The 24,971-nt window shown below is 67.1% G+C and carries 18 protein-coding genes and 1 pseudogene; 8 read left to right on the top strand and 11 right to left on the bottom strand.

Features of this window, described 5'->3' with window-relative positions; genetic code table 11:
- Positions 1 to 42: 42 nt before the first annotated feature.
- A complete protein-coding gene (gene pgfA, locus JQT59_RS12285; protein ID WP_109333274.1) occupies positions 43 to 1,191 on the bottom strand; it encodes a cell envelope lipid trafficking protein PgfA in 1,149 nt (382 codons plus the stop codon).
- A 220-nt stretch (positions 1,192 to 1,411) separates the two neighbouring features.
- Between pgfA and JQT59_RS12290 the strand changes: the two are divergent.
- A pseudogene (locus JQT59_RS12290) lies at positions 1,412 to 2,476 on the top strand (acyltransferase family protein); the annotation flags it as partial.
- 23 nt (positions 2,477 to 2,499) lie between these two features.
- Here JQT59_RS12290 and JQT59_RS37995 read toward each other — a convergent pair.
- The 4 genes from JQT59_RS37995 to JQT59_RS12310 all read right to left on the bottom strand — a co-directional run bounded on the left by JQT59_RS37995 (position 2,500) and on the right by JQT59_RS12310 (position 8,784).
- Positions 2,500 to 6,819 carry an alpha-(1->3)-arabinofuranosyltransferase domain-containing protein gene (locus tag JQT59_RS37995; protein WP_213577678.1) on the bottom strand — a complete coding sequence of 1,440 codons (4,320 nt, stop codon included), beginning with the start codon at positions 6,817 to 6,819 and terminating at the stop codon, positions 2,500 to 2,502.
- 46 nt (positions 6,820 to 6,865) lie between these two features.
- A complete protein-coding gene (locus tag JQT59_RS12300) occupies positions 6,866 to 7,039 on the bottom strand; it encodes a DUF2613 domain-containing protein (protein ID WP_159924141.1) in 174 nt (57 codons plus the stop codon).
- A gap of 141 nt (positions 7,040 to 7,180) precedes the next feature.
- Entirely contained in the window at positions 7,181 to 8,272 is a 1,092-nt protein-coding gene (locus JQT59_RS12305; RefSeq protein WP_213576363.1) for an isochorismate synthase, read from the bottom strand.
- 41 nt (positions 8,273 to 8,313) lie between these two features.
- Positions 8,314 to 8,784: a universal stress protein gene (locus JQT59_RS12310; protein ID WP_109333266.1), complete on the bottom strand. Its 471-nt coding sequence runs from the start codon at positions 8,782 to 8,784 to the stop codon at positions 8,314 to 8,316.
- Positions 8,785 to 8,900: 116 nt separating this feature from the next.
- Between JQT59_RS12310 and JQT59_RS12315 the strand changes: the two genes are divergently transcribed.
- Together JQT59_RS12315 and JQT59_RS12320 are read left to right on the top strand one after the other, a co-directional pair.
- Complete coding sequence (locus JQT59_RS12315; RefSeq protein WP_213576364.1) at positions 8,901 to 10,082, top strand: glycoside hydrolase family 3 N-terminal domain-containing protein; 1,182 nt, start codon at positions 8,901 to 8,903, stop codon at positions 10,080 to 10,082.
- A 186-nt stretch (positions 10,083 to 10,268) separates the two neighbouring features.
- The gene (locus tag JQT59_RS12320; protein WP_213577680.1) at positions 10,269 to 10,868 is read left to right on the top strand and encodes a TetR/AcrR family transcriptional regulator; all 600 of its coding nucleotides are present in this window, start codon (positions 10,269 to 10,271) and stop codon (positions 10,866 to 10,868) included.
- 54 nt (positions 10,869 to 10,922) lie between these two features.
- On the opposite strand, the gene JQT59_RS12325 is transcribed toward JQT59_RS12320, so the two are convergent.
- Entirely contained in the window at positions 10,923 to 11,786 is an 864-nt protein-coding gene (locus JQT59_RS12325; RefSeq protein WP_213576365.1) for a MaoC/PaaZ C-terminal domain-containing protein, read from the bottom strand.
- Positions 11,786 to 13,132: a 3-oxoacyl-ACP reductase gene (locus JQT59_RS12330; RefSeq protein ID WP_213576366.1), complete on the bottom strand. Its 1,347-nt coding sequence runs from the start codon at positions 13,130 to 13,132 to the stop codon at positions 11,786 to 11,788. The genes JQT59_RS12325 and JQT59_RS12330 overlap by 1 nt, the downstream gene beginning before the upstream one ends.
- A gap of 131 nt (positions 13,133 to 13,263) precedes the next feature.
- Here JQT59_RS12330 and JQT59_RS12335 point away from each other — a divergent pair, with 131 nt between their 5' ends.
- From JQT59_RS12335 to JQT59_RS12345, 3 genes are all read left to right on the top strand, one after another.
- The gene (locus JQT59_RS12335) at positions 13,264 to 14,610 is read left to right on the top strand and encodes an acetyl-CoA C-acetyltransferase (protein ID WP_213576367.1); all 1,347 of its coding nucleotides are present in this window, start codon (positions 13,264 to 13,266) and stop codon (positions 14,608 to 14,610) included.
- Positions 14,611 to 14,940: 330 nt separating this feature from the next.
- A complete protein-coding gene (locus JQT59_RS12340) occupies positions 14,941 to 17,133 on the top strand; it encodes a VanW family protein (protein WP_213576368.1) in 2,193 nt (730 codons plus the stop codon).
- A 143-nt stretch (positions 17,134 to 17,276) separates the two neighbouring features.
- Entirely contained in the window at positions 17,277 to 18,272 is a 996-nt protein-coding gene (locus tag JQT59_RS12345) for a hypothetical protein (protein WP_213576369.1), read from the top strand.
- 107 nt (positions 18,273 to 18,379) lie between these two features.
- Here JQT59_RS12345 and JQT59_RS12350 read toward each other — a convergent pair whose 3' ends face one another.
- The 3 genes from JQT59_RS12350 to JQT59_RS12360 form a co-directional block, all read right to left on the bottom strand.
- Positions 18,380 to 20,215 carry an acyl-CoA dehydrogenase gene (locus tag JQT59_RS12350; protein ID WP_159924157.1) on the bottom strand — a complete coding sequence of 612 codons (1,836 nt, stop codon included), beginning with the start codon at positions 20,213 to 20,215 and terminating at the stop codon, positions 18,380 to 18,382.
- A gap of 82 nt (positions 20,216 to 20,297) precedes the next feature.
- Complete coding sequence (locus JQT59_RS12355; RefSeq protein ID WP_213576370.1) at positions 20,298 to 20,921, bottom strand: class I SAM-dependent methyltransferase; 624 nt, start codon at positions 20,919 to 20,921, stop codon at positions 20,298 to 20,300.
- Positions 20,922 to 20,978: 57 nt separating this feature from the next.
- Complete coding sequence (locus JQT59_RS12360) at positions 20,979 to 22,094, bottom strand: glycoside hydrolase family 183 protein (RefSeq protein ID WP_213576371.1); 1,116 nt, start codon at positions 22,092 to 22,094, stop codon at positions 20,979 to 20,981.
- Positions 22,095 to 22,379: 285 nt separating this feature from the next.
- On the opposite strand from JQT59_RS12360, the gene JQT59_RS12365 reads away from it, so the two are divergent.
- Together JQT59_RS12365 and JQT59_RS12370 are read left to right on the top strand one after the other, a co-directional pair.
- Positions 22,380 to 23,399: a beta-ketoacyl-ACP synthase III gene (locus JQT59_RS12365; RefSeq protein ID WP_109333248.1), complete on the top strand. Its 1,020-nt coding sequence runs from the start codon at positions 22,380 to 22,382 to the stop codon at positions 23,397 to 23,399.
- Between the two features lie 138 nt (positions 23,400 to 23,537).
- Positions 23,538 to 24,185, top strand: a complete 648-nt coding sequence (locus JQT59_RS12370) for a DUF3060 domain-containing protein (RefSeq protein WP_213576372.1) — start codon at positions 23,538 to 23,540, stop codon at positions 24,183 to 24,185.
- On the opposite strand, the gene JQT59_RS12375 is transcribed toward JQT59_RS12370, so the two are convergent.
- Positions 24,186 to 24,947 (bottom strand): HNH endonuclease family protein, encoded by a 762-nt coding sequence (locus tag JQT59_RS12375; RefSeq protein ID WP_213576373.1) that lies wholly within the window; start codon positions 24,945 to 24,947, stop codon positions 24,186 to 24,188.
- Positions 24,948 to 24,971: the final 24 nt, after the last annotated feature.

The following is a 24,971-nucleotide window of genomic DNA, read 5'->3' on the forward strand; positions in this document are numbered from 1 at the left end:
GGTCCCCTTCGTCGTGTCTTCGTGGTGTCCGGGTGGACTGCTCTACCGCTGGTCGTACCTGCGCGGATCGGCGACCGGAATTTCTTCGGTCTTGTCCGTGGTCCAGTCGTGCTGTTCCGTCGGCGCGTCCGAACCCTCATAGTGGCGTCCACCTTCCGCAGGGGGTACGCCTCCGCCGGTGGTCCGGGCCGGCTGCGGGCCCTTGCCGCCGCGGAGTCCGAGGATGATGCCCGCGATCAGTGCGATGAGGCCGAGGATGCCCGCGATGATCGGGACGGTGCGCCCGAAGGTGCTGATCTTGTCCATCCCGTCACGGGCCTGCTGGACCTGGTACTCGATGGTCTCCTCGTTGAAGGGCAGTTCGACCTTCAGGACGTCGATTTCGGGCCGGGCCTTGTTGCGGGCGTAGTACTGGTGCAGCTGCTCCTGGCCCTTGACGACGACACCGGTTTCGGGCTCGACCCACAGGTCGCGGACGTTGGTGTACCAGCGCGTCATGGTGACGGGCAGCGTGCCGCCGGGGACGCCCCAGGCTTCGGCGGGCAGGGTCAGCTTGTTGGTGGGCGAGTTGACCACCTTCGACAGATCGACCGGCTCGATGGTCTGGTTGTAGTGGTACACCTTCAGGCCGTTGATCTCCGTCTCCTCGACGAAGTTGATGTCCTGCGTGGCGCGAGCGCTGAGGTCGAAGTAGGGGTAGCTCTTCTGCTCCGCGTTGAACGGGAACTTGTACTGCAGTCCGTCGCGCGGAACTTCCTCGGCAGGCTGGTTGGGCTGCGTCTGGATGGTGCCGACCGGGTCGTTCGTCGGCATCGACGTCTGGCGGTCGACGGTGTTGCGGTCGACGATCGCGGACAGCAGGCCGGTGTCGCCCTGCTTGTCGGTGCGCCGCAGCGTCTGCCCCGCCTGGAGAGTGACGACGTCCGCGTTCGCGGGGTCTTCGGTGGTGACGTAGCGCTGTGACACCAGTGGAACGTTCGTGTTTACTTCGGCCTTGCCTGCGAGGAGAGCCTGCGAGTTGAGTACGCTGCCGGAGCCTTCGGCAATCGTCGTCACTTCGAGGTCCAACGGCGTCTTCTCCAACTTGCCCACCGTGTAGGTGGGAATGAGTATGGCGACGGCCAAGAGGAAGGCACCGAGGCCCACCAGAATGCAAGCAAGTATCCGGCTCGGCCCTGAGCGCTCCGCCATGCTGTCTCTCCTAACCCAATTCTGTCGATTGAGATTCCCCCACCGGCAGCATGGCTGCACGGATCGCATGGAGCCCACATCGACACCACGTGAGGCAAAACACTAACAGTCCCGAAGGCCCATTTGCCCCATCGGATAGTAAACGCACCGGCGCTTCTCCAGCGAAGTGACACGGGCACAGTTTTCCGTCTCGAGGCCGGGACCAGGCACACTGTTGTTGATGACCAGTTCAGTTCCGACCTCGGAGGCGCCGGCGCCCGCCGAGACCCGCGACACACCTCGAGGGTTCATTCCCGCCCTCGAGGGAATGCGTGGGCTCGCCGCGCTCGGTGTGCTGGTGACGCATGTCGCCTTCCAGACGGGAGCGACGCACACCGCGGTTTCGGGTCGGATCTGGGGACGGTTCGATCTGGCGGTGGCTGTGTTCTTCGCGCTGTCGGGGTTCTTGTTGTGGCGCGGGCACGCCGGGGCTGCACGGGGCTTGGGACCCGCGCAGGGAATGGTGAGGTACTGGTTGTCGCGGGCCACGCGCATCCTGCCCGCTTACTGGGTCGCGGTGGCGGTCGTCCTTACTTTCCTCCCCACCGCGCACGCGAGTTTCCGCACCTGGTGGGCGAATCTCGGTCTCGTGCAGGTGTTCGTGCCGCTGACCCTCACGGACGGGCTCACCCAGATGTGGAGCCTGTCGGTGGAGGTGGCGTTCTATCTGGTGCTTCCTCTTCTGGCCTTCGCGTTGGTCCGACTGCGAGGCTCGGCCGCCCGACTGCGGATCCCCGCGATCACGGCCCTCATCGCGGTGAGCCTGACGTGGGCCTTCCTGCCCATACCGGCGCCGGAGGGCATCCATCACGACAATTGGTTGCCCGGATACCTGCCGTGGTTCGGCGCGGGGATGGTACTGGCCGAGTTGTCGGTGTGCCCACCCGGGCGGATGCACCGCTGGGCACGGCACCGGGTCGCGATGTTCCTCGTCGTGGCGGTGGCCTTCGCTCTCACCACCACTGAGCTCGCCGGGCCGGAGGGGCTGGTACGACCCGAACCGTGGCAATACGCCATCAAGATGGCTCTCGGTGCCGTGATGAGCTTCGCGCTGATGGCTCCGCTGGTGTTGTCCGACACGTCGCGGCACCGATTCCTGGCCAGTCCTGTTGCTCTGGCCGTCGGCCGTTGGTCGTACGGAATCTTCATCTGGCACCTGGCGGTGCTCTCGATCGTCTTTCCGGTATTCGGTCTCGTGCCGTTCGCCGGGCACTTCGTCTACGTACTGATTCTCACCGCGGTGCTCAGTATTGCGGTGGCCTCGGCCAGCTACGCGCTGGTGGAGGAACCGGCCCGGCGCGCAGTCATCCGGTGGAACACCCGCCGCGCGGTCGCGGAGCCACCGACAGGCAGCACGGCGAGTCCGGCGGCGATCAACGCCACCAGCACCGGGAACTGAACGAGGAACGAGTGCCCCACGTATCCACCGGGCGCACGCCACGGTCCGGTGGAAAGCATCGCCACCCCGAGCATCGTGGAGGCACCTGCTACGCCGACGAGAACCCTTGCCGTGGTGGTAGATCCGCGTAACTGGATCAGGCCGGCGGCGAGCGCGGTCAGCAGGATGGTTGTCGCGCCGCCGACCGGCCCGGCGATCACCGTCGACGCCACGAGAAGTCCCAGCCATCCGGCTGTCACGCTGCCCCATGTCCTCGGCGCGGCGCCGGGGTCCCGGACTGCTTCCCGTGCGCGCCGAGGCAGGCATGCCGCTGCGATCAGCGGTACGAGGAGCAGAAGCCCGCCGAAGATGCCCAGGCGGTACCAGCGGTCGGTGGGGAAGTCGAGGGTGACGGTGCCCTCTGTTCCAGCCGGCAGGATCCACCCCTGCTGCCACCCGTCGACGACGACGGGGGCAAGTTCGCGTCCATCCGGTGCGGTGGCGATCCAGCCGACATTGGTGCTCTCGGGGACGACGACGAGGCGATCGGATTCCGACCGGGAAACGGAAAGTTTCCGATGGTTCTCTGTCCAGGCAGTGGTCGACATCTGTTCGGTGGGCACCGCACGCGCGTCCGCGCCCGCGTCGAGGCGGAGATCGTCGACGAAGAAGGCCGACCCGGGTTGCACGAAAACGTCCTGCGCGCCGGCGGCGAGCGGAACGGCGGCGGGCGAATCGCACAGCGTGGCCGGCACGGGGTCTCCCGACAGCAACTGTTCCGCGGTGGTGGAGACGCTGGTGCGCACGAGGCGTCCGGCGACCGAGATCACCGGGCCCTCCTCGCAGGGCACCGAGACCGGGTGGTCACCGGAGTCGTCGCTGGGGCCCGACCCCGGCAGCAAGGCGCCGTCCGCACCCAGCACCCCGACCTCGGCGAGCCCTGCGGGTTGCAGCTGTGCGAAGCCGAGGGCGTTCTGATCGAGAACGTCCTCCCACGACACCAGGCTGAGCACGATCCGATCCGTCACGCGGGGTTCCACGGCGACGGTGAGATTGTCGCCGACCTCTCGGACCTGAGGGCCGTCGCCGAGGTCGACGGCGACCGTCTTCGGAGCGGCGGGTATGGCTCCTGCACTGGGGGTCAGCTCGAGGCCTGTGACGAGTGTGGGCTCCGGAAGGTGAAGGGTGAGTGTGGGTTTCGCCCCTTTGTCGCTGGTGGTGTCCTGCATGGCCGACCAGCTGGTCCGCGGGTCACCATCGGTGGCGGCGAAGGCGGATCCGCGCAGATCGCCGATGTTGCTCGTGCCTTGCGCAGTCGGTCGGTCCGGGCGGGTCAGAAGCTCTTCGAGCGCGGCGCCGTGGCGTGCCCGCACCGTGAGTTGCGGTGTGACGGCGGTGGGGGCGGGCACCGACAAGGTGCGCTGGAAAGTGCCGGCCTCTTCCGGCGGCAGCGCGAAGGCGTTGCTGCAGCGGACACGGTCGGGGGCCTCGGCGCAGGCATTGCGGCCGGGCAACTCCTGGGTGAGGTTCCACCCGGACACCGACGCGCCGTCGGGGGTGGGAGGCAGCACCGTGCGGTATCGGATCGGGACGGTCACGGGTGGTGCGTCGCGGCGCGAGAAATCCTGCACCGACACCTCGCTGATCCCGAATTGAGTTCCGGCGGAACCGTTCTCGGTGCGGGTGGCGGTGATGCGCACCCACGGAGTGTTGCCGCCCGGGACGGACACCGTGATCGGTTTCCCGGGGGCATCCACCTTGACGGCGGTGCTGCCGTTGGGTGTGGACACCTCCATCCAGCGGACGGGGGCGCCGATGGCCGCCGGGCTCGTTGTGATCTGCAGCAGGGAGCTCGTCGGAGGAGTGTCGAAGTCGATCTGAAGCCACTGGCCGAGTGCCCGCTCGATGCCGTTGCTGAACCAGCCCGTCGCGGGGTCACCGTCCACGGTCGCGGCGGCACTGCTGGCAGGTGAGGTTCCGCCCAGCTGTGTGGCGTCGGACGCAGCACTGGACACGCTGAGCCGGGCACCTTCCCACCTGCCCTCGACCAGCGGTGTATCAGCCACCGGATAGTCGGGTACTAGGTTGTGGGTGCGGCGCGCGTCCTCCGGGGACCGCAGCGCCGAGCTGTGGTTGTCGACCTGACCGTAATCGGTCTCGCGGTTCCGGGGAGTGTCGGTGACGGTGACGTCGTGCACCGGCAACCCGGCCCGCTGGGCATCGGCCGCGAGGAGCACCGGCCCCGCCCCGGGAAGGGTCCCGTTCTCCCGCAAGCGCTGCAGCGACTCCGGGCCGCCCTGCACGAGCGGGACGTCGTCGAGGTCGGCGGTGTAGGGCCCGCTCGTCGCCGGGGAGCCGTCCGGCATCGACACCGCGAAGATCTCGATGGCCGGATACCGAGGCCGGAGATCGCTGTCGATCACGAGGCCGTCCACCTCGCCGGGCCCGATGTCCTCGCCGAATCCGGCCACCCGGGTCAGACCGGGTGAGCCCGTGACCGCTTGGTGGGCCATGATCGGTCGCGTCGACCGCGAGGTGTCGGGATCGAGATCGTTGCGGAGTACCAGGTAGTGGATGCCCTGGCCGAGCAATGTCGGTGCCAGACCGTCCGACGGGCGGCCGTCGGTGATGAGGCGCTGGACCGAGTCCATCGCGCGGATCGTGCCGGGCGGGGTGAGCGGGACCGCGTCGCGGGACGCCCACGGTGTGGTTGCCAGCGCCTGGATCGGTTCGTCGCGCGTCAGACCCCACACCTGACTGCCGAAAGGCGCACCCGGTACGACGAGTGCTCGCTCGGCGTCGGACCCGTCCGGGCTCGTTCCGCCGGCGTTGTGCTCGAGCCACGTCGCGGCCTGCTGCCAGTAGTCGGGCACTTCCGGATAGGTCCCGCGCGGTGCGAGCTTCCCCGTCCAGGCCAGGGAGGTGGCGAGCGTCAGGGCGACGAGGACCAGGCTGGTGACCGCGACCATCGGTTCGCGTTCGGGATGAGCGAGGGCGCGGCGCCACCGTACCGCCGGGACCGAACCCGGCAAGGGCACCTGGGCGAGCAGATGAGCGAGTCCGAGGACCAGCGGTAGCCGCACCAGCGGCTCGAGCTTGTGCACGTTGCGCAGCGGAGCGCCGGTGGAGTCGAGGAACAGACGCACCTGTTCCGCGACGGGAGATCCGAGTTCACCGATGTAGCCGGCGGCCAGTCCGGTGACGCCGACGAACAGGATGAGCACGAGGCGTCCGCGCGCAGGCATCGCGCGCATGCACAGTCCCGCCAGCCCGGCCGCCGCGATGACTCCGGTGGCGGCAACCGCGGCGGGCTGGGTGACGAGGACGGCACCGGCGATGCGCTCGGGGGAGACGAACGGCGTCCAGCTGTCGGTGCCGCGGAGGATCTCGGCGAGCGAGGTCCACTGGGTGGTCACCCCGGAGGATTCGATGTAGTCGAGGAACGGCGGGCTCACCTTCCCGAGGAGCAGGAGCGGGACGATCCACCACAGGGTGGCGAGTGCGAGAAACGGAAACCACCACACGGTGAACGTCCACCAGCGTCGGTTGGGCCGGTGCGATATCCACCAGAGGCCCGCCACCAGGCATGCTGCGGCGGTCGCGACGGCATTCACCGCACCCATCAGCGCCACCGCCAGCGCCGACTGTGCCGCCAGCCGCGCAGGTGAACGCGACAGTAGCGGGGAGCGGACTGCGGGACTCGGATTGCCGAACGCCACGACGAGCGGCAGCAGAACCCACGGGGCCAGCATCATCGGCAGAGTTTCCGAGGAGATCGAGCCGAGGGTGGTGAGGACGCGTGGGGAAAGTGCGAAGGCGATTCCGGCGATGACGCGCGAAGACCGACTCCCGACGCCGAGGGCCTCCGCGAGACGGACGATGCCCCAGAACCCCGCCACGAGCAGCAGGGCCCACCACACGCGTTGGGTTATCCAGGGAGGAATGCTGAGGACGTCGCCGAGCGCGAAGAAGGCACCGTGCGGAAAAAAGTACCCGTAGGCCTGGTTCTGGACCTGGCCCATCGGCGCCTGGCTGCTCCACTGATGTGCAGCCCGTTCCAGGAATCCGATCGGATTCTGGGTGAGGTCATATTTGGTGTCGGCCGCGAGCCGGCCGGGAGTTTGCAGAAACGAGAGGAAGAACGCTACGACAGAGGCGCCGAACAACCACCGTCGGGACAGAGGCTCCACCGAGGGGGCCATGGACGACATGGCCACCGGCTCGGAGGTAGTGCGGGAACTCGCGAAGCCGGCGCTCTCAGCGGCTGCCGTACTCAACCTGGTTCAGCAGTGAGGAGTCTGCGTTGCCGCTCCGGTCGATCTCGGGGCGGGTGTTGTCCTGTGCCGCTGCCGTGATGCCGAAAGTCGCCACAGCGCCGAGAGCAACACCGGCCACAGCGCTGATCACACCGGGCACCAGGAACTTCGCCATCTCACATCTCCCACCGTCGTGCCATCGACGCGCGCGACTTACCGCCGCGTACGAATTGCTCGGGCCAAGGTATCACTCGCGGCCCGTCTGGCTGGTCATTGGTGCCTTTCCCGCAGGTCCGGGCGAGTGCGAGTGGCGGCGTCAGTCTGCAGCGACCACTCCGAGCGCTCCCAGTAGGGTGCGGAGCTTGGCAGTCGTCTCATCCAGCTCGGATCGAGGGTCCGATCCGGCGACGATGCCGCCGCCCGCGGTCGCGAGCACCCCGAGGCCGTCGGCGGTGATCTCGGCGCAGCGGATGGCTACCACCCAGTCGCCGTCTCCCTGCGCGTCGCACCATCCGACGGCGCCGCCGTAGAACCGCCGTTCCTCTTCCACCTCGCGAATGGCGGCCAGCGCCAGGTCGGAAGGGGTGCCGCACACGGCGGGGGTGGGATGCAGCAGTGTCGCAAGAGTGAGTGCGTCGGTTGCCGGGTCGCGCAAGAGCCCCCGGATCGGTGTCGCGAGATGCCACACCTCATGAGTGCTGGTCAGGACGGGCGCGTCGGGGATGGTCAGCTCTGTGCACAGCGGGGCGAGGACCTCCTCGATCCAGGCGGTGACGAATGCGTGCTCGGCCAGGTTCTTCGTCGAGTCCAGGAGCCCGCGACCTTCGCGTTCATCGGCGCCGGGATCGGCGCGCCGCGGCGCGGTCCCGGCGAGGGGACGGCAGGTGATCGAGCGGCCGCGACGGCTGATCAACATTTCGGGGCTCGCACCGACGAGGCTGTGGCCGCGAAAACCGTCGCCGGCCGACGTGAGGTCGACGGCGAACCCGTTGGCCAGGGGGTTCGACTGAATCAGCCGCGCCGCCAACGCCTCCGGATCGACCGGTGTCTCCGACGCCAGGACGATGCTGCGCGCGGCCACCACCTTTCCCAGCGCGCCGCTCCGCAGGCGGTCGACGAGAGCACCGACCCGGGCTACGTGTTCGGCCGGCTCGGGTACCTGCCGAGCCACGCGGACGGCAGGGAGGCGCTCCACGCGAGGGGGCCGCCACGGGCCGCTCGTGACTTCCGACGAGGCGGGAGCGGTCAGCGCAGCCGGACGGGCGGGATCGAACGGCAATGCGCCGACGACGAGTTCGGTGTCACCGTCGGCGAGCGCGGTGATCGCCGCCGACGCGGAGTCGTATCTACTGCGGGCGCCGACTGTGCGTAACGTCCGGTCGGCGCGGGAGAGGAGGAAGCCGTCCATGGTGCTGCCGACAGTAGTCGGCCTGCGCAGCCCTCATCCGATCACTTGCCGCAGGGCGGCACGATCAGCACGGGACGGTGGCTGTGCCGCAGCACGTGATCGGCGACGCTGCTCTGCAGCAGGGACCGCAGTCCCGTCGTGCCCCGGGTCCCTGTGACGATGATGTCCACGCCGAGTTCGTCGGCGGTCTCGACTATTGCCGTCCAGATCGTGGTGGTGCATTCGATGGTTCGGCCTTGCGTGGTCAGTCCGGCGGCCTCGGCGAGTTCGATACCTTCGGCGTTGGTGACCTTGGCGTCCGAGAAGGCGACGTCCTCGGTCTCCTCGTCGGGGACCCACTCGGGCTGCATCACCCCGGACAGTCCCGACATGCGTGCGGCCTGACGGACCATCGGTTCCCATACCGTCACCAGCACAGCGCGATTGGAGGCGAGAAAGCGTCCCGCGCACTGCACCGCGCGTTTGGCGTTGTCGGATCCGTCGTAAGCGATCAACATCAGACCTGCAGGCACGACGACCTCCTGGGAAAGGGACCTTTCACCCACCAGATTACCAAGAGTGCCGGTCTTGACAGGAGATTCGGAGTGGCCGGGACGACGATTCCGGTCACTGGGCTACCGTCGGGGGCATGCGGATCAAGTATGCCCTCGCGCTCGTCGCCTGTACCGGCCTGGTCGCCGGGTGCTCCTCGGGCGGCGACACTGCCGCGCCGTCGTCCTCCACGGCACCGTCCTCGACACCGTCGTCCCCGACCACGGCGGAGCCGGCCTCGCATACCGATGTGCCCACTGCCGCTCCGGTGTCGTGCGAAACGAACTTCCTGCAGTCTCTGCCGTTGCGGCGCAAGCTGGCTCAGTTGTTGAACGTCGGCGTGACGGGGACCGCCGACGCCGCTCAGGTGGTGCGGAACGAGCAGGTGGGTGGCATCTTCATCGGCAGCTGGACCGATGAGGCCATGCTCGCCGGCCGGGAGGTTCCGCAGGTGGCGTCGGCTTCCGCGCTTCCACTGATGGTGACCATCGACGAGGAGGGCGGGCGCGTGTCGCGCGTCGAGGACCTGCTCGGACCGGACCCCTCCGCGCGGCAGACCGCAGCCACCATGACCGAGGAAGAGACCTATCGGATGGCTCTGGAGCGAGGGCGCGGGCTGAAGGATCTCGGAGTGACCGTCAACTTCGCGCCCGACGTCGATGTGAGCTCCCAGCCCGACGACAGTGTGATCGGTGACCGCTCCTATTCCGACGATCCGGCGGTCGTCACCCGGTACGCCGACGCGTACGCCCGCGGCATGCGCGACGCCGGAATTCTGCCGGTGATCAAGCATTTCCCCGGTCACGGGTCGGCCTCGGGCGACTCGCACACCGGAGCAGTCACCACTCCGCCGCTCGAGCAGCTGCAGACCTACGATCTGGTTCCGTATCGCGACCTCGTCACCACGGGCGTCGGTGTCATGCTGGGCCACCTCGAGGTGCCCGGACTGACCGCCCCCGGCATTCCGGCCAGCATCAGTCCCGACGCCGTAGCCCTACTGCGCGGGGGAACCGGCTACGGCGCCCCTCCGTTCACGGGTCCGATTTTCACCGACGACCTCAGCGGTATGCAGGCGATCACCGACCGCTACGACATCACCGAGGCAGTCGAGACGTCACTGGCGTCCGGCGTCGACATCGCCCTCTGGCTCACCACCGACGACGTCCCGCGCGTGCTCGACCACCTCGAAAGCGTTGTGGCCTCGGGTAAGTTGCCGCAGCAACGGGTCGACGACGCGGTGCTGACCGTGGCGCGCGCGAAGGGTGCCTTGCCCTGCTAGTGGGTGCCCACAGGCTTCGGGTCGGCCTGCGTAGGTCGGCTCGAACCCGGCCCTCCCGGAGTGTCCCGGGTGAGCGGCCAGTACAGTGTGCCCTGATACGTGGCTGCGTAGAAGTTCGTTCGCCAGGTGGGGCCCGTTTTCTTACCGTAGAGTAAGATGGCGGGTTCGACGAATATTGGAGGACGAATGGCCGGCGGCACCAAGCGATTGCCTCGCGCAGTGCGCGAGCAGCAGATGCTGGATGCGGCCGTCGACGTCTTCTCCGACAGGGGCTTTCACGAGACCTCGATGGACGCGATCGCCGCCAAGGCGGCAATCTCCAAGCCGATGCTCTACCTGTATTACGGTTCCAAGGACGAGTTGTTCGCCGCATGCATCCAGCGTGAGGGTCTGCGTTTCGTCGAGGCGCTCGCGCCGGCCGGAGATCCCGGACTCAGTCCGCGTGAGCAACTGCGCCGGGCGCTCGAGGGCTTTCTCGGCTTCGTCGGAGCGCACCGCAAGTCGTGGATGGTGCTGTACCGGCAGGCGATGGGTCAGCAAGCGTTCGTGGGATCGGTGCAGTCGAGCCGCGACCGGTTGATCGAATTGACCGCGCACCTGCTGCAGTCCAGCACCAAGGACCCGGATCCGGGCCAGGACTTCGAACTCATCGCTATCGCCCTGGTCGGTGCCGGTGAGGCAGTCGCCGACCGGGTGGCCGGCGGCGAGGTCGAGGTGCACGCGGCTGCCGACCTGCTGGAGTCGCTGGCGTGGCGGGGTCTCGCCGGCAAGAAGAAGCCGGAGTGAATGTACCTTTCGACGCCTTGGTCGTGTCGAAAGGTACATTCGCCCCGGCATGAGCTACCGCAGCGTCGCCGTGAGGTGTGGATACCCCTTCTTCGGGTGCTTGAGCGACAACTCCCAGCCTTCACCCGCATGGTCGGCGTAGACATTCAGTGTGGCCGGCAACAGGATGGGCTTGCCGAAGCGCACGCTGTAGGTGACGGCCTCGGGAATCCGGCCCTCCACGGAGCCGAGCACGGCGGCCGCACTCCACATGCCGTGCGCGATGGTCTTCGGGAAGCCGAAGGCCTTGGCGCCCAACGTCGACACGTGAATCGGGTTGCGATCGCCCGACACCCCGGCGTACTTGCTGATCGTCTTCTGGTCGACCCGCAACGTGCGAAGGGGCGGCGGCGGCACCTCTTCCGGTTTCGGTTCGGGACCCGGCTGGCCGGACAGCGACGTCTTCTGCTGCCGCAGGAAACTCGACGTCTGCCGCCACACCAGTTCGCGTCCCACCCGGATCTCGCTGACCACGTCGATCAGCAGACCCTTGCGATGCTCGCGGAGATTCTCGGCGTGCACCGATACGTCCAGCGGCTCACTCACCGAGATGGGACGAAACTGTTCGATCACGTTCTCGGCGTGGACGGAACCGATGGCGGGGAACGGGAATCCGTCCGAAACCATCAGCTTCATGACGATCGGGAACACCAGCGTGAACGGGTAGGTCAACGGCAGGGTGTCGCCGAAACGCAGGCCGGTGACCCTGTCGTACGCCGCGAGGTTGTCGGGGTCCACCTTGACGCCGCTGAGCGTCAGTGTGGTGTCCGGGGCACTGTCACCGCTCGCCCCGACGACCGGAAGCGCGCTGCGCACGGCACGGGCGTAGATGTCGAGAGTGCCCGGCATTCCGGGAAGTTCGACCACTTTGCCCGCCATCAGGCGCCCAGCAAGCTCTGGCCGCAGACACGGACGACCTGTCCGGTGACGGCGTTGGACGCGGGATTGGCGAAGTATGCGACCGTCTCGGCGACGTCGACGGTCTGACCGCCCTGCAGCAGCGAGCTCATGCGGCGTCCGGCCTCGCGGGTGGCGAAGGGGATGGCCGCGGTCATGGCGGTCTCGATGAAGCCCGGAGCGACGGCGTTGATGGTGATGTTCTTCTCCGCAAGAACGGGCGCCGATGCTTCGACGAGCCCGATGACGCCGGCCTTGGAGGTCCCGTAGTTGGTCTGGCCACGGTTACCGGCGATGCCGGCGATGGAGGACACGTCGATCACCCGGCCGCCTTCCTTCAGTGCACCCTTGGCGACCAGCGACTCAGTGATCTTTTGCGGTGCAAGGAGATTGACACCCATCACCATGTTCCACCGGCCCTCGTCCATGTTGGCGAGCGTCTTGTCCCGGGTGATACCGGCGTTGTGGACGATGATGTCTGCGCCGCCGTGGCGTTCGAGGACGTGCTCGGCGAGCTTGTCGGCCGCGTCAGGGGCAGTCACATCCAGGGCGAAGGACGTGCCGCCGACCTTGTTGGCCGTCTCGGACAGGGCGTCGCCGGCCGCCGGGATGTCGGCGCAGATGACATGCGCACCGTCGCGGGACAGCACCTCGGCGATGGTGGCACCGATGCCGCGCGCCGCACCGGTCACGATGGCGACCTTGCCGTCGAGCGGCTTGTCCCAGTCCGCGGGGGCGGTGGAATCCTCGGCGCCGACGCGGATGACCTGACCGCTGACGAACGCGGACTTGGCGGAAAGCAGGAACCGGAGCGTCGACTCCACGCCGGAGAGTCCAGGTGACGCTTTCGGGGAGACGTAGACGAGTTGCGCGGTGGCGCCTCGCTTCACCTCTTTGCCGACGCTGCGGGTGAAGCCTTCGAGGGCGCGCTGGGCAACGTGCTCGTCGACGTCGGAGGTCTCTTCGGGAGTGGTTCCGAGGACGACGACGCGAGCGGACGGCGCGAGGTTCCGGATGACCGGCTGAAAGAACTCGAACAGCTGCTCGAGTTCGGTGACCTGGCCGATGCCGGTGGCGTCGAACACCAGGGCGCCGAAGTTGTCGTCGGCGGCGGAGGCGGCCGGGTAATCGGAGAGCAACGCGCGAAGCGGCTCGACCAGACGGCCCTTGCCCCCGATCAGGACCGGGCCGGCGAGGGGCGGCTCGCCGTGCTTGTAACGCCGCAGGTTCTCGGGCCGGGGCAGGCCCGCCTTCGCGGCGATGAACGCCCCTGGCGCGGAGGACAGAAACTGGGAATAGATGTCGGGAGCTCCCTTGCTGGCTGCCACGGTCCTACCTTCTTCTCGTCGTTTGGCGGTCAGTCACCGAGCACAGAAAGAAGTGCGGTGTCGACAAGTAACTTACTCCTGAGTAAGAATAGTAGCCAACAGGTAATCGCACCAGATCCTTGGAGACGTCAGTGACCAGCAAAGCTCGCACCAATTCGAACTCCGACGCGACGCCGAAGCCAGGCGGGAAGCAGCAGCGTCCCGTCGCCATCGTCGGCGGCAATCGCATCCCGTTCGCACGCTCGGACAAGGCGTACGCACAGGCGTCCAACCAGGACATGTTCACCGCGACCCTCGACGGCTTGGTAAGTCGTTTCCATCTGCAGGGCGAGAAGCTCGGACTCGTCGCGGGTGGTGCGGTTCTCAAGCACAGCCGCGACTTCAACCTGATGCGGGAATGTGTGCTCGGCAGCGCGCTCAGCCCGTACACGCCCGCCTTCGACCTGCAGCAGGCGTGCGGTACCGGCCTCCAGTCGATCGTCGCCGTCGGTGACGCGATCGCGGCGGGGCGCATCGACGCCGGTATCGGTGGCGGTGTCGACACCACGTCCGACGCACCGATCGGCGTCAACGACGACCTTCGCGAGTTCCTGCTGTCGCTGAACCGGGCAAAGAGCACGGGCGATCGCATCAAGCTGCTCGCCAACGTGCGGCCGTCGATGCTGGGTATCGAGATCCCCCGCAACGGTGAACCCCGCACCGGCCTGTCCATGGGCGAGCATGCGGCGATCACTGCCAAGGAGTTCGGCGTTCGACGCGAGGACCAGGACGAGCTGGCCGCCGCGAGCCACAAGAACATGGCCGCCGCCTACGACCGCGGATTCTTCGACGATCTGGTGACCCCGTTCCTGGGCCTCACCCGCGACGACAACCTGCGTCCGGGGTCCACCGTCGAGAAGCTGTCCACGCTGAAGCCGGTGTTCGGGGTGAAGGCGGGCGATGCGACGATGACCGCCGGAAACTCCACGCCGCTCACCGATGGAGCGTCCGCGGTCCTGCTGTCGAGCGAGGAGTGGGCGGCCGAGCGCAAGTTGCCGGTGCTGGCCCATCTCGTCGACTCCGAAACCGCGTCCGTCGACTACATCCACGGCAAGGACGGCCTGCTCATGGCCCCCACCTATGCCATCCCGCGGCTGCTGGCCCGCAACGGCCTCACCCTGCAGGACTTCGACTACTACGAGATCCACGAAGCCTTCGCGTCCGTCGTTCTCGCGACGCTGCAGGCGTTCGAGTCGGATGAGTACTGCAAGGAACGTCTGGGGCTCGATGGCGCCCTCGGCTCGATCGACCGCAGCAAGCTGAACGTCAACGGGTCGTCGCTGGCGGCCGGTCACCCGTTCGCGGCGACGGGCGGGCGCATCGTGGCGTCGCTGGCGAAGATGCTTCACGAGAAGGCCGGCACCAACGGTTCGGCCCGCGGATTGATCTCGATCTGCGCCGCCGGCGGGCAGGGTGTGACGGCAATCATAGAGGCGTGATTCGACTGGCCTTTCCGGTAGCTGTCGGATCGGAAAGGCCAGTTCGCGCGCGTCCAGCGAGGGGATCCGGCGACGAGGGGTGGTTGAATCCCCGAAATATTTCTCCGCAGGTGTAACGCTGGAGATTAGCTGGCGATACTCCCATCAGCCCCGTGTTGCTGCCTGACCCCCGACCTGGCAGCAGCGCGGGGCTCCTGCATTTTCGGCGGCCGGTAGTCTGTCGTGGGGGGTCCGGACCGGAGATCGCTGAAATCGGACGCCGCTTGAAATGCACCGAGCGCCGACGGCAAGCTGAAGCCGGCAACGAAGATACTCGGTGAGAGGGCCACGGTGAACGACGAAGACCGCGAAGCAGGGAGCGCAGCACCCCAACGGTCGACGCCTGATGCTGCTCCCGAGAACCCGGTATCGCCCGACCCTCAGCCCACACCGCCGAGCGCTGACGACGACGCGCCCACCACTCGACTGGACCTCGGCGATCTGGCATCACGCCCCGAACCGCTGTGGGTGGAACCTGCGCCCAACGAGGACGAGACCCAGGTGATCCCGGTGATCACACCGGACGCCGCGAGCGGACCGACACAGGCGTACACGGCAGTTCCGGCCGACGACGAACCCCCAGTTCTCGCGCCCGCACCTCCGCCACCACCCCAAGCGGCGCCTCCGGCGGGCGGAGAACCGACCGGCGACGTGCCACCCCCCTCAGCTCCGCCCGTCGACGCGGGTGGTCCGAAGGGGCCCCGGTGGGGAAAGATCGCCGCGGTCATCGGTGGTGTCTTCGCGATCATCGGCATCGCCTACGCCGCCGACCTCGCGATGTCGTCCGGGAAACTGCCGCGCGGAGTGACGGTGGCCGGGGTCGACGTGGGCGGTTCATCCCGAGCCGACGCCGAAGCTGTCCTGCAAGCGCAGGTCGGGCCGCGCGTGAATCAGCCGGTGTCGGTGAAGGCCGGCGACGTATTCGCCGAGCTCGTGCCTGCCCAGGCGGGACTCGATGTCGACTGGCAGGCCACGCTCGACCGGGCCGATGCCCAGCCACTCAATCCGTTCACCCGAGTGGCATCGTTCTTCACCTCCGACGAGATCGGTGTCGTGTCGACGCGCGACGAGTCCGCGTTGGCGGCTGCTGTCGACAACCTGCGGTCGCGCACCGACCGAGCTTCCCGCGAGGGAACGGTGGTGTTCGAGGGGCCCACACCTGTTCCCGTCGATCCGTCCGCGGGCCAGAACCTGAACGGCGAGGGCGCCGAGGCGGCAATCGTGGAGAAATGGGCGTTCGGCGGCCCGGTGGAGTTGCCCGTCGACGCGGTGCCGGTAACCGTGACCAAAGAGGGCGTCCAGAGGGCGCTCGACGAGATCGCGGTGCCGGCCGCCTCCGCTGACCTGGTCGTCCCGGGCCGCAACGGCTCGGTCGCCACCCTTCCGCGGCAGCAGATCGGCGCCGTGCTCGGATTCCGCCCGGACGGGAACGGTGGCTTGACGCCCGAGTACAACGTCGACGCTGCGATCGGAATACTCGCACCGCAGCTCGTCTCGACGGAGATCGCGCCCAAGGACGCCACGATCACGCTCGACGGGGGATCGCCCCGCGTCGTTCCCGCAGTCGTCGGTGACCTGATCCAGTGGCCCAAGACATTGGAGACATTGCCGCAGCTCCTCGCGACTCCCGGTTCGCACACCACCCCGGCCGTGTACGGCCCGGTCCCGCCGGCCCTGACCACCGAGGCGGCGCAAGCCCTCGGCGTCAACGAGGTGATCAGCGAATTCACCACCGGCGGCTTCTCCGCGGCTTCGGGTACCAACATCAGGCTGGCGGCCAGCGAAATCAACGGTGCGCTGATCAAGCCCGGCGACACGTTCTCCCTCAACGGACACACCGGTCCGCGTGGAGCCGCTCAGGGTTACGTGGAGTCGGGGATCATCAACAACGGCCGCCCGGATACGGCCGTCGGCGGCGGTGTCAGTCAGGTGGCGACGACGCTCTACAACGCGGCCTACTTCGCCGGCATGGAAGACGTGGCGCACACCGAGCACTCCTACTACATTTCGCGCTATCCGGAGGCGCGGGAGGCCACGGTCTTCGAAGGGGCCATCGATCTCCAGTTCCGCAACACCGCGAAGACCGGGGTCATGATCCAGGCGATCGGCGGCAGTTCCGAACTGACGATCAGGTTCTGGGGCACCAAGACCGTCGACGTCGACTCGATCACCGGCAATCGCACCAGACCCACCACTCCCGATACGGTCACCTTGCCCGCCGGGGATCACTGCATCCCGTCGAGCGGCGCGCCGGGTTTCACAGCCAGCGACACCCGCGTGATCACCGACCGCGCCACCGGCCGGGAAATCTCCCGCAACACCCGGACCGTGCGCTACGACCCCGTGCCGATCGTGAAGTGCGAAGCACCCGAACCTGTCCCCGCCCCCAAGCCCGACGATCGCACCCCCGCGGCTGCCCCCACCTCTCCGTCCACCACCGCCCCGTCCCCGACCCCCAGGCCCGACCCGGACGACGGCGAGTAGCCGCACCCCTTCTGGGCAAGCGCACTCATTCTCGCGCCCCATTTCGTATGCGGATGCCGAGAAGGGGTGCGGCTGTGCGGGAGTTGTCCACAGATCGAAGATCGGTAATGCGGCTGAAGTGTGCGCCCGCGAGGATCAACGCTATGGAACACGATCCGGCGGAGTTGATCCTGAGGCAGGACGCACTAGCGGCCGGTTTCACAGACGACGAGATACGGCGCCGCTACTCGCGAGGAGAGTGGCGACGGCTCGGTTTCGGCGCGTATCTCGTCGAACCGGCGTTCAAGCGCGCGACGCCCGAAGCACGTCACCGGCTTCTGATCGACGCCGCGGTTCCCCGGATGTCGCGGGACGTAGTACTGAGTCACCAATCGGCAGCTGTCGTATACGGATTACCAGTGTGGAGAACGCCACTCGAGCGGGTGCACTTCACCAGAAATCGCCAGGGTGGCGGGCGCATCAAGAACCGTGTGGCGGTGCATTGCTCGTCACTGAACGACCACGTTGTGGAGGTGGACGGGTACCTCGTGACCACTCCGTCACGGATGATCGTGGATCTCGGCCGCACGCTCCCATTCGAGCAGGCCGTTGTGACAGGAGACGCGGCCGTTCGGACCTTCGGTATCAGGCGCGACGAATTGGAATGCGAACTCGCATCTGCTCAGGGCCTGAAGGGTGTGAGTGCTGCCCGCCGTGTGGTGCACTTTCTCACCGGATACAGCGAAAGTGTCGGGGAATCCCGCAGTCGAGTGATGTTCGCGGCAATGGGGCTTCCCCCGCCATCCCAGCAGGGTGTGGTTCGGGGATACGACGACAGGATCCTCGGCCGCGTCGACTTCTACATCGAGAGCTCGGCGTTCCTGGGCGAATTCGACGGACGCGTGAAATACGCCCGGTTGCTGAAACCTGGTCAAGAACCGGGCGACGCGGTGTTCGACGAGAAACGGCGCGAAGATGCGATGCGAGAGCTCGGCTTCCAGATGGTCCGATGGACATGGGAAGACCTGGGTGATCCTCTTCGGCTCGCTACCCGCATCCGGCGGGTCCTCGCACGAGGAGGCGCATCGTTTCCTCCGTCGGGAAGGGTTGAGCCCTCGGCGCTGCCCGCGCCGCGGCAGCTGACGCTGCGCACTCTGTGAGCATCGAAAACGCACCCCTCCTCTGCAGACGCACCCGGAATAAGGTCCGAAAAGCGGTGCGTGTGCGGAAAAGGGGTGCGTCTGCGGAAACCAGAAGCTCGAGCCGATCAGAACGCGGCTTCGTCGAGCTCCATGATGTCGTTGTCGATGTTCGCGATGATGCCGCGGATAGCGGTGAGTTCGGGGAGGACGTTCTTGGCGAAGAAGGACGCGATGGCGACCTTGCCCTCGTAGAACGCCTTGTCCTTGTCGGACGCACCTTCGTCGAGCGCCTTGATCGCGATCTCCGAGTGACGCAGCAGCTGCCAGCCGATCATCAGGTCACCGACGGCGAGGAGGAAACGCACGGAACCGAGTCCGACCTTGTACAGCTCGGACGGCTGCTCCTGGGCGCCCATGAGGTAGCCGGTGAGGGTGGCGGCCATGGTCTGGACGTCGTCGAGCGCGGTGGCGAGCAGGGCGCGCTCCGCCTTGAGGCGACCGTTGCCTGCCTCGCTGTCGATGAACTTCTTGATCTCGCCGGAGACATGGGCGAGTGCCACGCCGCGGTCGCGAGCGATCTTCCGGAAGAAGAAGTCCTGGGCCTGGATGGCGGTGGTGCCCTCGTACAGCGAGTCGATCTTGGCGTCGCGGATGTACTGCTCGATGGGGTAGTCCTGCAGGAAGCCGGAGCCACCGAAGGTCTGCAGGCTTTCGGTCAGGTACTGGTACGCCCGTTCGGAGCCGACACCCTTGACGATGGGCAGCAGCAGGTCGTTGACGCGGAACGCGAGGTCCTTGTCGGCACCGGAGACGAGCTTGGCGGTGGCCTCGTCCTGGTGTGCGGCGGTGTAGAGGTACACGGCGCGCAGGCCCTCCGAGTACGCCTTCTGCATGGCGAGGGCGCGCCGGACGTCGGGGTGATGCGTGATGGTGACGCGCGGGGCGGTCTTGTCCGTCATCTGCGTGAGGTCGGCGCCCTGGACGCGTTCCTTGGCGTAGTCGAGCGCGTTGAGGTACCCGGTCGACAGTGTGGCAATTGCCTTGGTGCCCACCATCATGCGGGCGTGCTCGATGACGTCGAACATCTGCGCGATGCCGTTGTGGACCTCGCCGACGAGCCAGCCCTGGGCCGGGACGCCGTGGCCGCCGAAGGTGACCTCACACGTGGCGGAGACCTTGAGGCCCATCTTGTGCTCGACGTTGGTGACGAAGACGCCGTTGCGTTCACCGAACTCGTTGGTTTCGAAGTTGAAATGCGTCTTCGGGACGAAGAACAGGGACAGGCCCTTGGTGCCCGGTCCCGCGCCCTCGGGGCGGGCGAGAACGAGGTGGAAGATGTTCTCGAAGAGGTCGTCGGAGTCTGCGGAGGTGATGAACCGCTTGACGCCTTCGATGTGCCAGGAGCCGTCGTCCTGCTTTATCGCCTTGGTGCGGCCCGCGCCCACGTCGGATCCGGCGTCGGGCTCGGTGAGGACCATGGTGGCACCCCAGCCGCGCTCGACGATGGTGGCGGCCCACTTCTTCTGCTCCTCGGTGCCGTTGTGGAACAGCACGTCCGCGAACGCGGGTCCGGCCTGGTACATGTGCGCGGCCGGCTGCGAGCCGAGGATCAGCTCTCCGATGGCCCAGACCACGGAGCGGGGGACGGGAACGCCGCCGATCTCTTCGGAGATGCCCATGCGGAACCACTCGGCGTCCCACAGTGCGCGGAAGGATTTCTTGAAGGACTCCGGCAGCGTGACGGTGTGGGTTTCGGGATCGAAGACCGGAGGGTTGCGGTCGGCGTCGGCAAACGCCTCACCCAGCGGTCCCTCGGCGAGGCGGGCAACTTCGCTGAGCATATTGCGGACGGTGTCGGCGTCGAGATCGCCCCACACGCCTTCGCTCAGCGGCTGCTCGAGACCGAGGACCTCGAAGAGGTTGAACTCCAGGTCGCGGACGTTGCTCTTGTAATGGCCCATGTCTTCTGTCTCTCCCAGTGAGATGGTGCGGTCTATCAGTAAGTACCGCCCAAGTTATTACTCGTCGGTAACATCGCCGATATTACGCCCCAATATCCCGACTGCCAAGACTCGGGCGGTGTGCCACGACGAGTGCGTCGATCGCGGTTCCTGCATCCGTCTCGCGGAAGCGCCGTTCTGCAAGATCGATGTCGACGCGCCCATTCAGCTCGGTCGTCAAATCCTCTGGGGTGAACAGTATTTCGGGATCCTGCGGCCCCCCGACTCCTTGCGACAAGTTAACGGCGTCATGCCCCAGAATCATGAGGATTCCATCAGGTTTCAACGCGGATATGGCGCGGTTCACAACCTTGCGACGCTCCGCAGGCGGCAGATGGAGGTAGATGACGAGGACGAGGTCGTACTCGGTGTCGAAGTCGGATTCGGTGACATCGGCAACGCGGTAGTCGAGCCGTTCGCGCACCGAGCGAGGTGCTTCGGCCGCCACTCGCCGGGCCTTGTCGATCGCGACAGCGGAGTAGTCGAGCCCCGTCACTTCCCACCCGCGGGTGGCGAGCCACAGCGCGTTGCGGCCCTCCCCACAGGCCAGGTCGAGCGCCCGACCCCGGTTGAGTGCGGTGGCCTGCTCGACCACCACGGCGTTGGGTGGCGCACCCCACACCAGTTCGCTGTGTGAATACCGCTCGTCCCAGTCAGATGCGTCCATGGCCCCGACGCTAGTGCGCGTCGGGGCCATGGAGGAAAACGTGGAGCGACTCGGGACTCAGGGAGTCAAGGTGGTGCGCATCAACAGCACGTTGTAGTTGCTGTGCACCGTGGTGAGGAAGTAGAGGTCGGGTCCGGACGACCACGGGTGGATGTACGCGCCGTACGCGCTGGGGAGTTCCCGGGCGTCGACGAGGGTCTCGGGTCCGCTCCATGGTCCGGTGATCGAGGGGGAGCGGCGCATCACGACGGAGTTGTTGTGGTCGGTGGTCAGCATGAGGAACTGTCCGAGGTATTCGTTGTAGGCAACGGACAACTCACCGACGCCGCCGGCGACGATCGGCTTGGCGACGTCCGGGTTCCCCTTGATCCACTTGCCGCCGTCGAAGTACTCGTAGGCGCCGAGGTCCATGATCTGGGCCTCGGGGACGCGCGCGACGTGGACGAGTCCGCCGCGGCCTGCCGGCGTTCCGTACTGGTAGACGAAGCCACCACCCTTGACGAACGCGCTCATCTGGAAGTTGGCGTTGCCTCCGACGTTCGGGCGCTGGGTTTCGGGTGCGACGGTCCAGTTCTCGCCGTTGTCGTGCGAGTAGGCGAGACCGGAATAGTTGGTGTCCCACGTTCCCGCGGGACCCCAGTTCTTCACCGACATCATGCTCATCACCTGGGTGTTGCCCACGGCGACACCTGCGGTGGGGATGCGGCTGATCTCGACGAACGGGATCTTGGGGCTGGGAACGAGTTCCTTGGACTGCCCGAAGATGTCGCGCGGGGAACTGTCGAAGTTCATGCCGTCGGAAAGGATGCCGTCGGAACTGCGGAACAGGGTGCTGCTGCGCCACGCCCAGATGCTGCCCGACAGCAGGTTGGGCAGTCCGAGCCCGGCGGAGTCACCGAACGCGGTGAGGACCTGCCCCTGGCCGTTGTCCCACATGATGCCGAGGTCTGTGCCGAGGACGTTGGCGTCCTGGGTGCGGTTCGGGCTGAGTAGGCCGGTCTGCTGGGCGACGGCTTGGGTGCGGCCGGTGAGATGCGGGATACCGTTGGTGCCGTTGAGCCCTGGAATGGGGTTGACGACGTTCGGGTTTGCCGCGGCCGGTACGGCGAAGGCGATCAACGACGCGGCGACGCTGGCGATTGACGCTGCGGCAAGGGCTGTGGTGCGCTTCACGAAGTGGTACTCCATCTCTAGCAGCAGGCGGCTTCCCCGGGTCCGTGGGACCCTTCCCCCTACCGGTGATCAACTGCTGGAAATCGAGGGAAGTCTAGCAAGTCGGGTCCCGCCGAAGTGTCGCTTCGAGTAGCGCGTTCGTTTCTGTCCGGACACGACGGCTCGAGGTTACCGACGAGTAACAGTAACCGGTGCTACCCGCTGGGGCGGTGCCGACGTAACGTGTGGAACGAGCCAGTCCACACCGCGCGGAGACGACGCGGGACCTGATGAGGAGATCGATCGATGGGAAAGCAGATTGCCACCCTGACCGGAGGTCGGCAGTCCGCCCTTCTCGGGCTCGGCGTGTACCGGCCGGAACGGGTCGTCACCAATGACGAGATCTGTGAGCTGATCGACTCGAATGACGAGTGGATCCAGTCCCGCTCCGGCATCCGCAATCGCCGCTTCGCCGCGGAGGACGAGAACGTGGTCACGATGTCGATCGCCGCGGGCCGCGAGGCGATCGCGGCGAGCGGTATCGCTCCCGAGCAGATCGGGTGTGTCATCGTCGCCACGTCGACGTACCTCCTGCTGACACCGCCCGCCGCCGCGGTGGTCGCCGACGCGCTGGGCACCAACGGCCCGGGCGCTTTCGACCTCGGGGGCGGTTGCGCGGGATTCTGCACCGCCCTGGCCGTGGCGTCGGACATGGTCCGCGGCGGTTCCATCGACTACGCCCTGGTGGTGGGTGTAGAGAAGATGAGCATCACCACCGACCCCACCGACCGCTCGACCCGATTCATCTTCGGCGACGGCGCGGGCGCCGTCGTGGTCGGCAAGAGTGACGTCGCCGGTATCGGACCGGTGGAGTGGGGGTCGGACGGCTCGCAGGCCGACGCCATCGTGCAGGACCTGGATTGGTACGAATACATCACGACGCCGGGCGCCACTCGCCCGTACATCAAGATGGCCGGAACCGCGGTATTCCGCTGGGCCGCCTTCGAGATGGGCAAGGTGGCACTGCGTGCGGTCGAGAAGGCCGGCATGACCGTGGACGACCTCGATGCATTCGTCCCGCACCAGGCCAATTCGCGGATCACCGAGGTCATCGCTCGGAGCATGAAGCTGCCGGAGAGTGTTCCCGTCTCCGACGACATCGCCGAGAGCGGCAATACGTCGGCTGCCTCGGTACCCCTGGCCATGGAGGCCATGCTGAAGTCCGGCGACACGAAGCCGGGCGACACTGCCCTGCTTCTCGCGTTCGGGGCCGGGCTGTCGTATGCCGCCCAGGTCGTGACGATGCCGGCCCTCCCGAAGAGCTGATCCCCTACCCGACCTCGGGGCCGCGGTGTGCTCGTGGCCCCGAGGTTTCGGGCGAGGTCACTGCCCGCTTGTACTGCGGGCGTGACACCCTCTGTCGCGAAGAGAAAGCAGGGGTCCGGGACGAGAAGGCAGGGATCGATGAACGTGACACGGCAGGGCGGCGGCATCCGCGTGCCCGTTCTGACCGCTTCCGTCTTCCTGACGGTCGGCGCCGCGTGCCTCACCGGGTGCGGAAACGTGGCGTCGGACGACCGCGCCGCGTCGTCGTCCGGAGATTCGGCTGTCGAGCTGAACGCCGGTGGTGACTGTGCCGGCCGGGATGTCGTCGTCAACCGGGACGGGGCGGGCATCGTGCTCGACGGGGAATGCGGCACGGTCACGATCGAGGCCAACGGCGTGTCGGTCGACATCGGCAGCTCGGACGCCGTGCTGATCCGTGGCCAGGACACCAACGTGATCGGCGGCCGCACCGGCACTCTCACCGTCGCCGGGCGCACCAACAGTGCGAACATCGAGACGGTGGAGGCCATCGAGGTGCAGGGCAACGGTGTGACAGTGGTGGGTAAGCAGGCCGGCCGGATCTCGGTCGCCGGCAGCGGTAACTCGATCACCGTGGACGACTCGGGTGTGACGACGGTGAGTGGCAACGACAACTTCGTGCGCGCACAGGAGATGGACAGTCTGGAGCTGACCGGGTCGAACAACTCGGTGGACTGGGAGACCGGTGCCGCCGCTCCGGTGTCCGACTCGGGCTCGGAGAACCGGCTCACCGCACCGGGGCAGTAGTCACCGCGCGCCGCACTCGGTGAGCACACCGGCCATGGCGTCGCGCTCGGCTGGGGTGACCCAGAGGCGGTATGCCGCTTTCACTTCCACCTGCCGGGCGACATAGGTGCATCGGTAGTTCTTCAGTGGCGGCAGCCAGGTGGAGGCGTCCGCATCGCTCTTGCGTTGGTTCGTGGGACCGTCCACCGCCTGGAGGTTGCGCGGATCGTTCGCGAGGTCGGCCCGTGTCTGGGCGTCGAGGAGCTGGGCGCCCTTCTGCCACGCGTCGGACAGCGCGACCACGTGGTCGATCTGCACCGCGTCCGACGTCTTCGGGCCACGGGTGAAGGCAATGACGCTGCCGGTGTAGAGGTCTCGCAGCGTCCCGGACTGCACGACGCAGTTTCGGGTGCGATCCCGAGAGGTGATGTCGACGAGGTCGCGTCGCAGGATGTCGTTGCGGGTGTCGCAGCCGTTGCGGCCGAGTTCGACGGAGACGTTGTCGGTCCAGCTGCTGCCGAAGAGTTCCCGGTCGTATCCGGTCTTGGGCGCGCGGCCCTTGACTTCGAGGGTTGCCAACTGTGCGAACGCCGTTTGTATCTGCTGTGCGTCAGTGGCTTCCGGCAGGATGGGCGGGCCGGTGCCAGCGGCGAGGGTGTCGTCGGACTGCGGGGCCAGCATCGCTGCAAGCACGATGACGGCGATGGCGGCGAGGATCCAGGGCCACCTGCTTCTGACGGTCGAGATGATGGTGCGATGATTCGGTACCGCAGTGCGGGGCATGAATGTCTCCTGGATTCAACAGCG

This window comes from Rhodococcus sp. USK13, from assembly GCF_018343855.1.
GTDB lineage: Bacteria > Actinomycetota > Actinomycetes > Mycobacteriales > Mycobacteriaceae > Rhodococcus_F > Rhodococcus_F oxybenzonivorans.

Excerpts from the sequence above, each read along its gene's own strand:
- pgfA (WP_109333274.1), bottom strand. The coding sequence starts at position 1,191 with ATGGCGGAGCGCTCAGGGCCGAGCCGGATACTTGCTTGCATTCTGGTG.
- JQT59_RS37995 (WP_213577678.1), bottom strand. The coding sequence starts at position 6,819 with ATGTCGTCCATGGCCCCCTCGGTGGAGCCTCTGTCCCGACGGTGGTTG.
- JQT59_RS12300 (WP_159924141.1), bottom strand. The coding sequence starts at position 7,039 with ATGGCGAAGTTCCTGGTGCCCGGTGTGATCAGCGCTGTGGCCGGTGTT.
- JQT59_RS12305 (WP_213576363.1), bottom strand. The coding sequence starts at position 8,272 with ATGGACGGCTTCCTCCTCTCCCGCGCCGACCGGACGTTACGCACAGTC.
- JQT59_RS12315 (WP_213576364.1), top strand. The coding sequence starts at position 8,901 with ATGCGGATCAAGTATGCCCTCGCGCTCGTCGCCTGTACCGGCCTGGTC.
- JQT59_RS12320 (WP_213577680.1), top strand. The coding sequence starts at position 10,269 with ATGGCCGGCGGCACCAAGCGATTGCCTCGCGCAGTGCGCGAGCAGCAG.
- JQT59_RS12325 (WP_213576365.1), bottom strand. The coding sequence starts at position 11,786 with ATGGCGGGCAAAGTGGTCGAACTTCCCGGAATGCCGGGCACTCTCGAC.
- JQT59_RS12345 (WP_213576369.1), top strand. The coding sequence starts at position 17,277 with ATGGAACACGATCCGGCGGAGTTGATCCTGAGGCAGGACGCACTAGCG.
- JQT59_RS12350 (WP_159924157.1), bottom strand. The coding sequence starts at position 20,215 with ATGGGCCATTACAAGAGCAACGTCCGCGACCTGGAGTTCAACCTCTTC.
- JQT59_RS12355 (WP_213576370.1), bottom strand. The coding sequence starts at position 20,921 with ATGGACGCATCTGACTGGGACGAGCGGTATTCACACAGCGAACTGGTG.
- JQT59_RS12365 (WP_109333248.1), top strand. The coding sequence starts at position 22,380 with ATGGGAAAGCAGATTGCCACCCTGACCGGAGGTCGGCAGTCCGCCCTT.
- JQT59_RS12370 (WP_213576372.1), top strand. The coding sequence starts at position 23,538 with ATGAACGTGACACGGCAGGGCGGCGGCATCCGCGTGCCCGTTCTGACC.
- JQT59_RS12375 (WP_213576373.1), bottom strand. The coding sequence starts at position 24,947 with ATGCCCCGCACTGCGGTACCGAATCATCGCACCATCATCTCGACCGTC.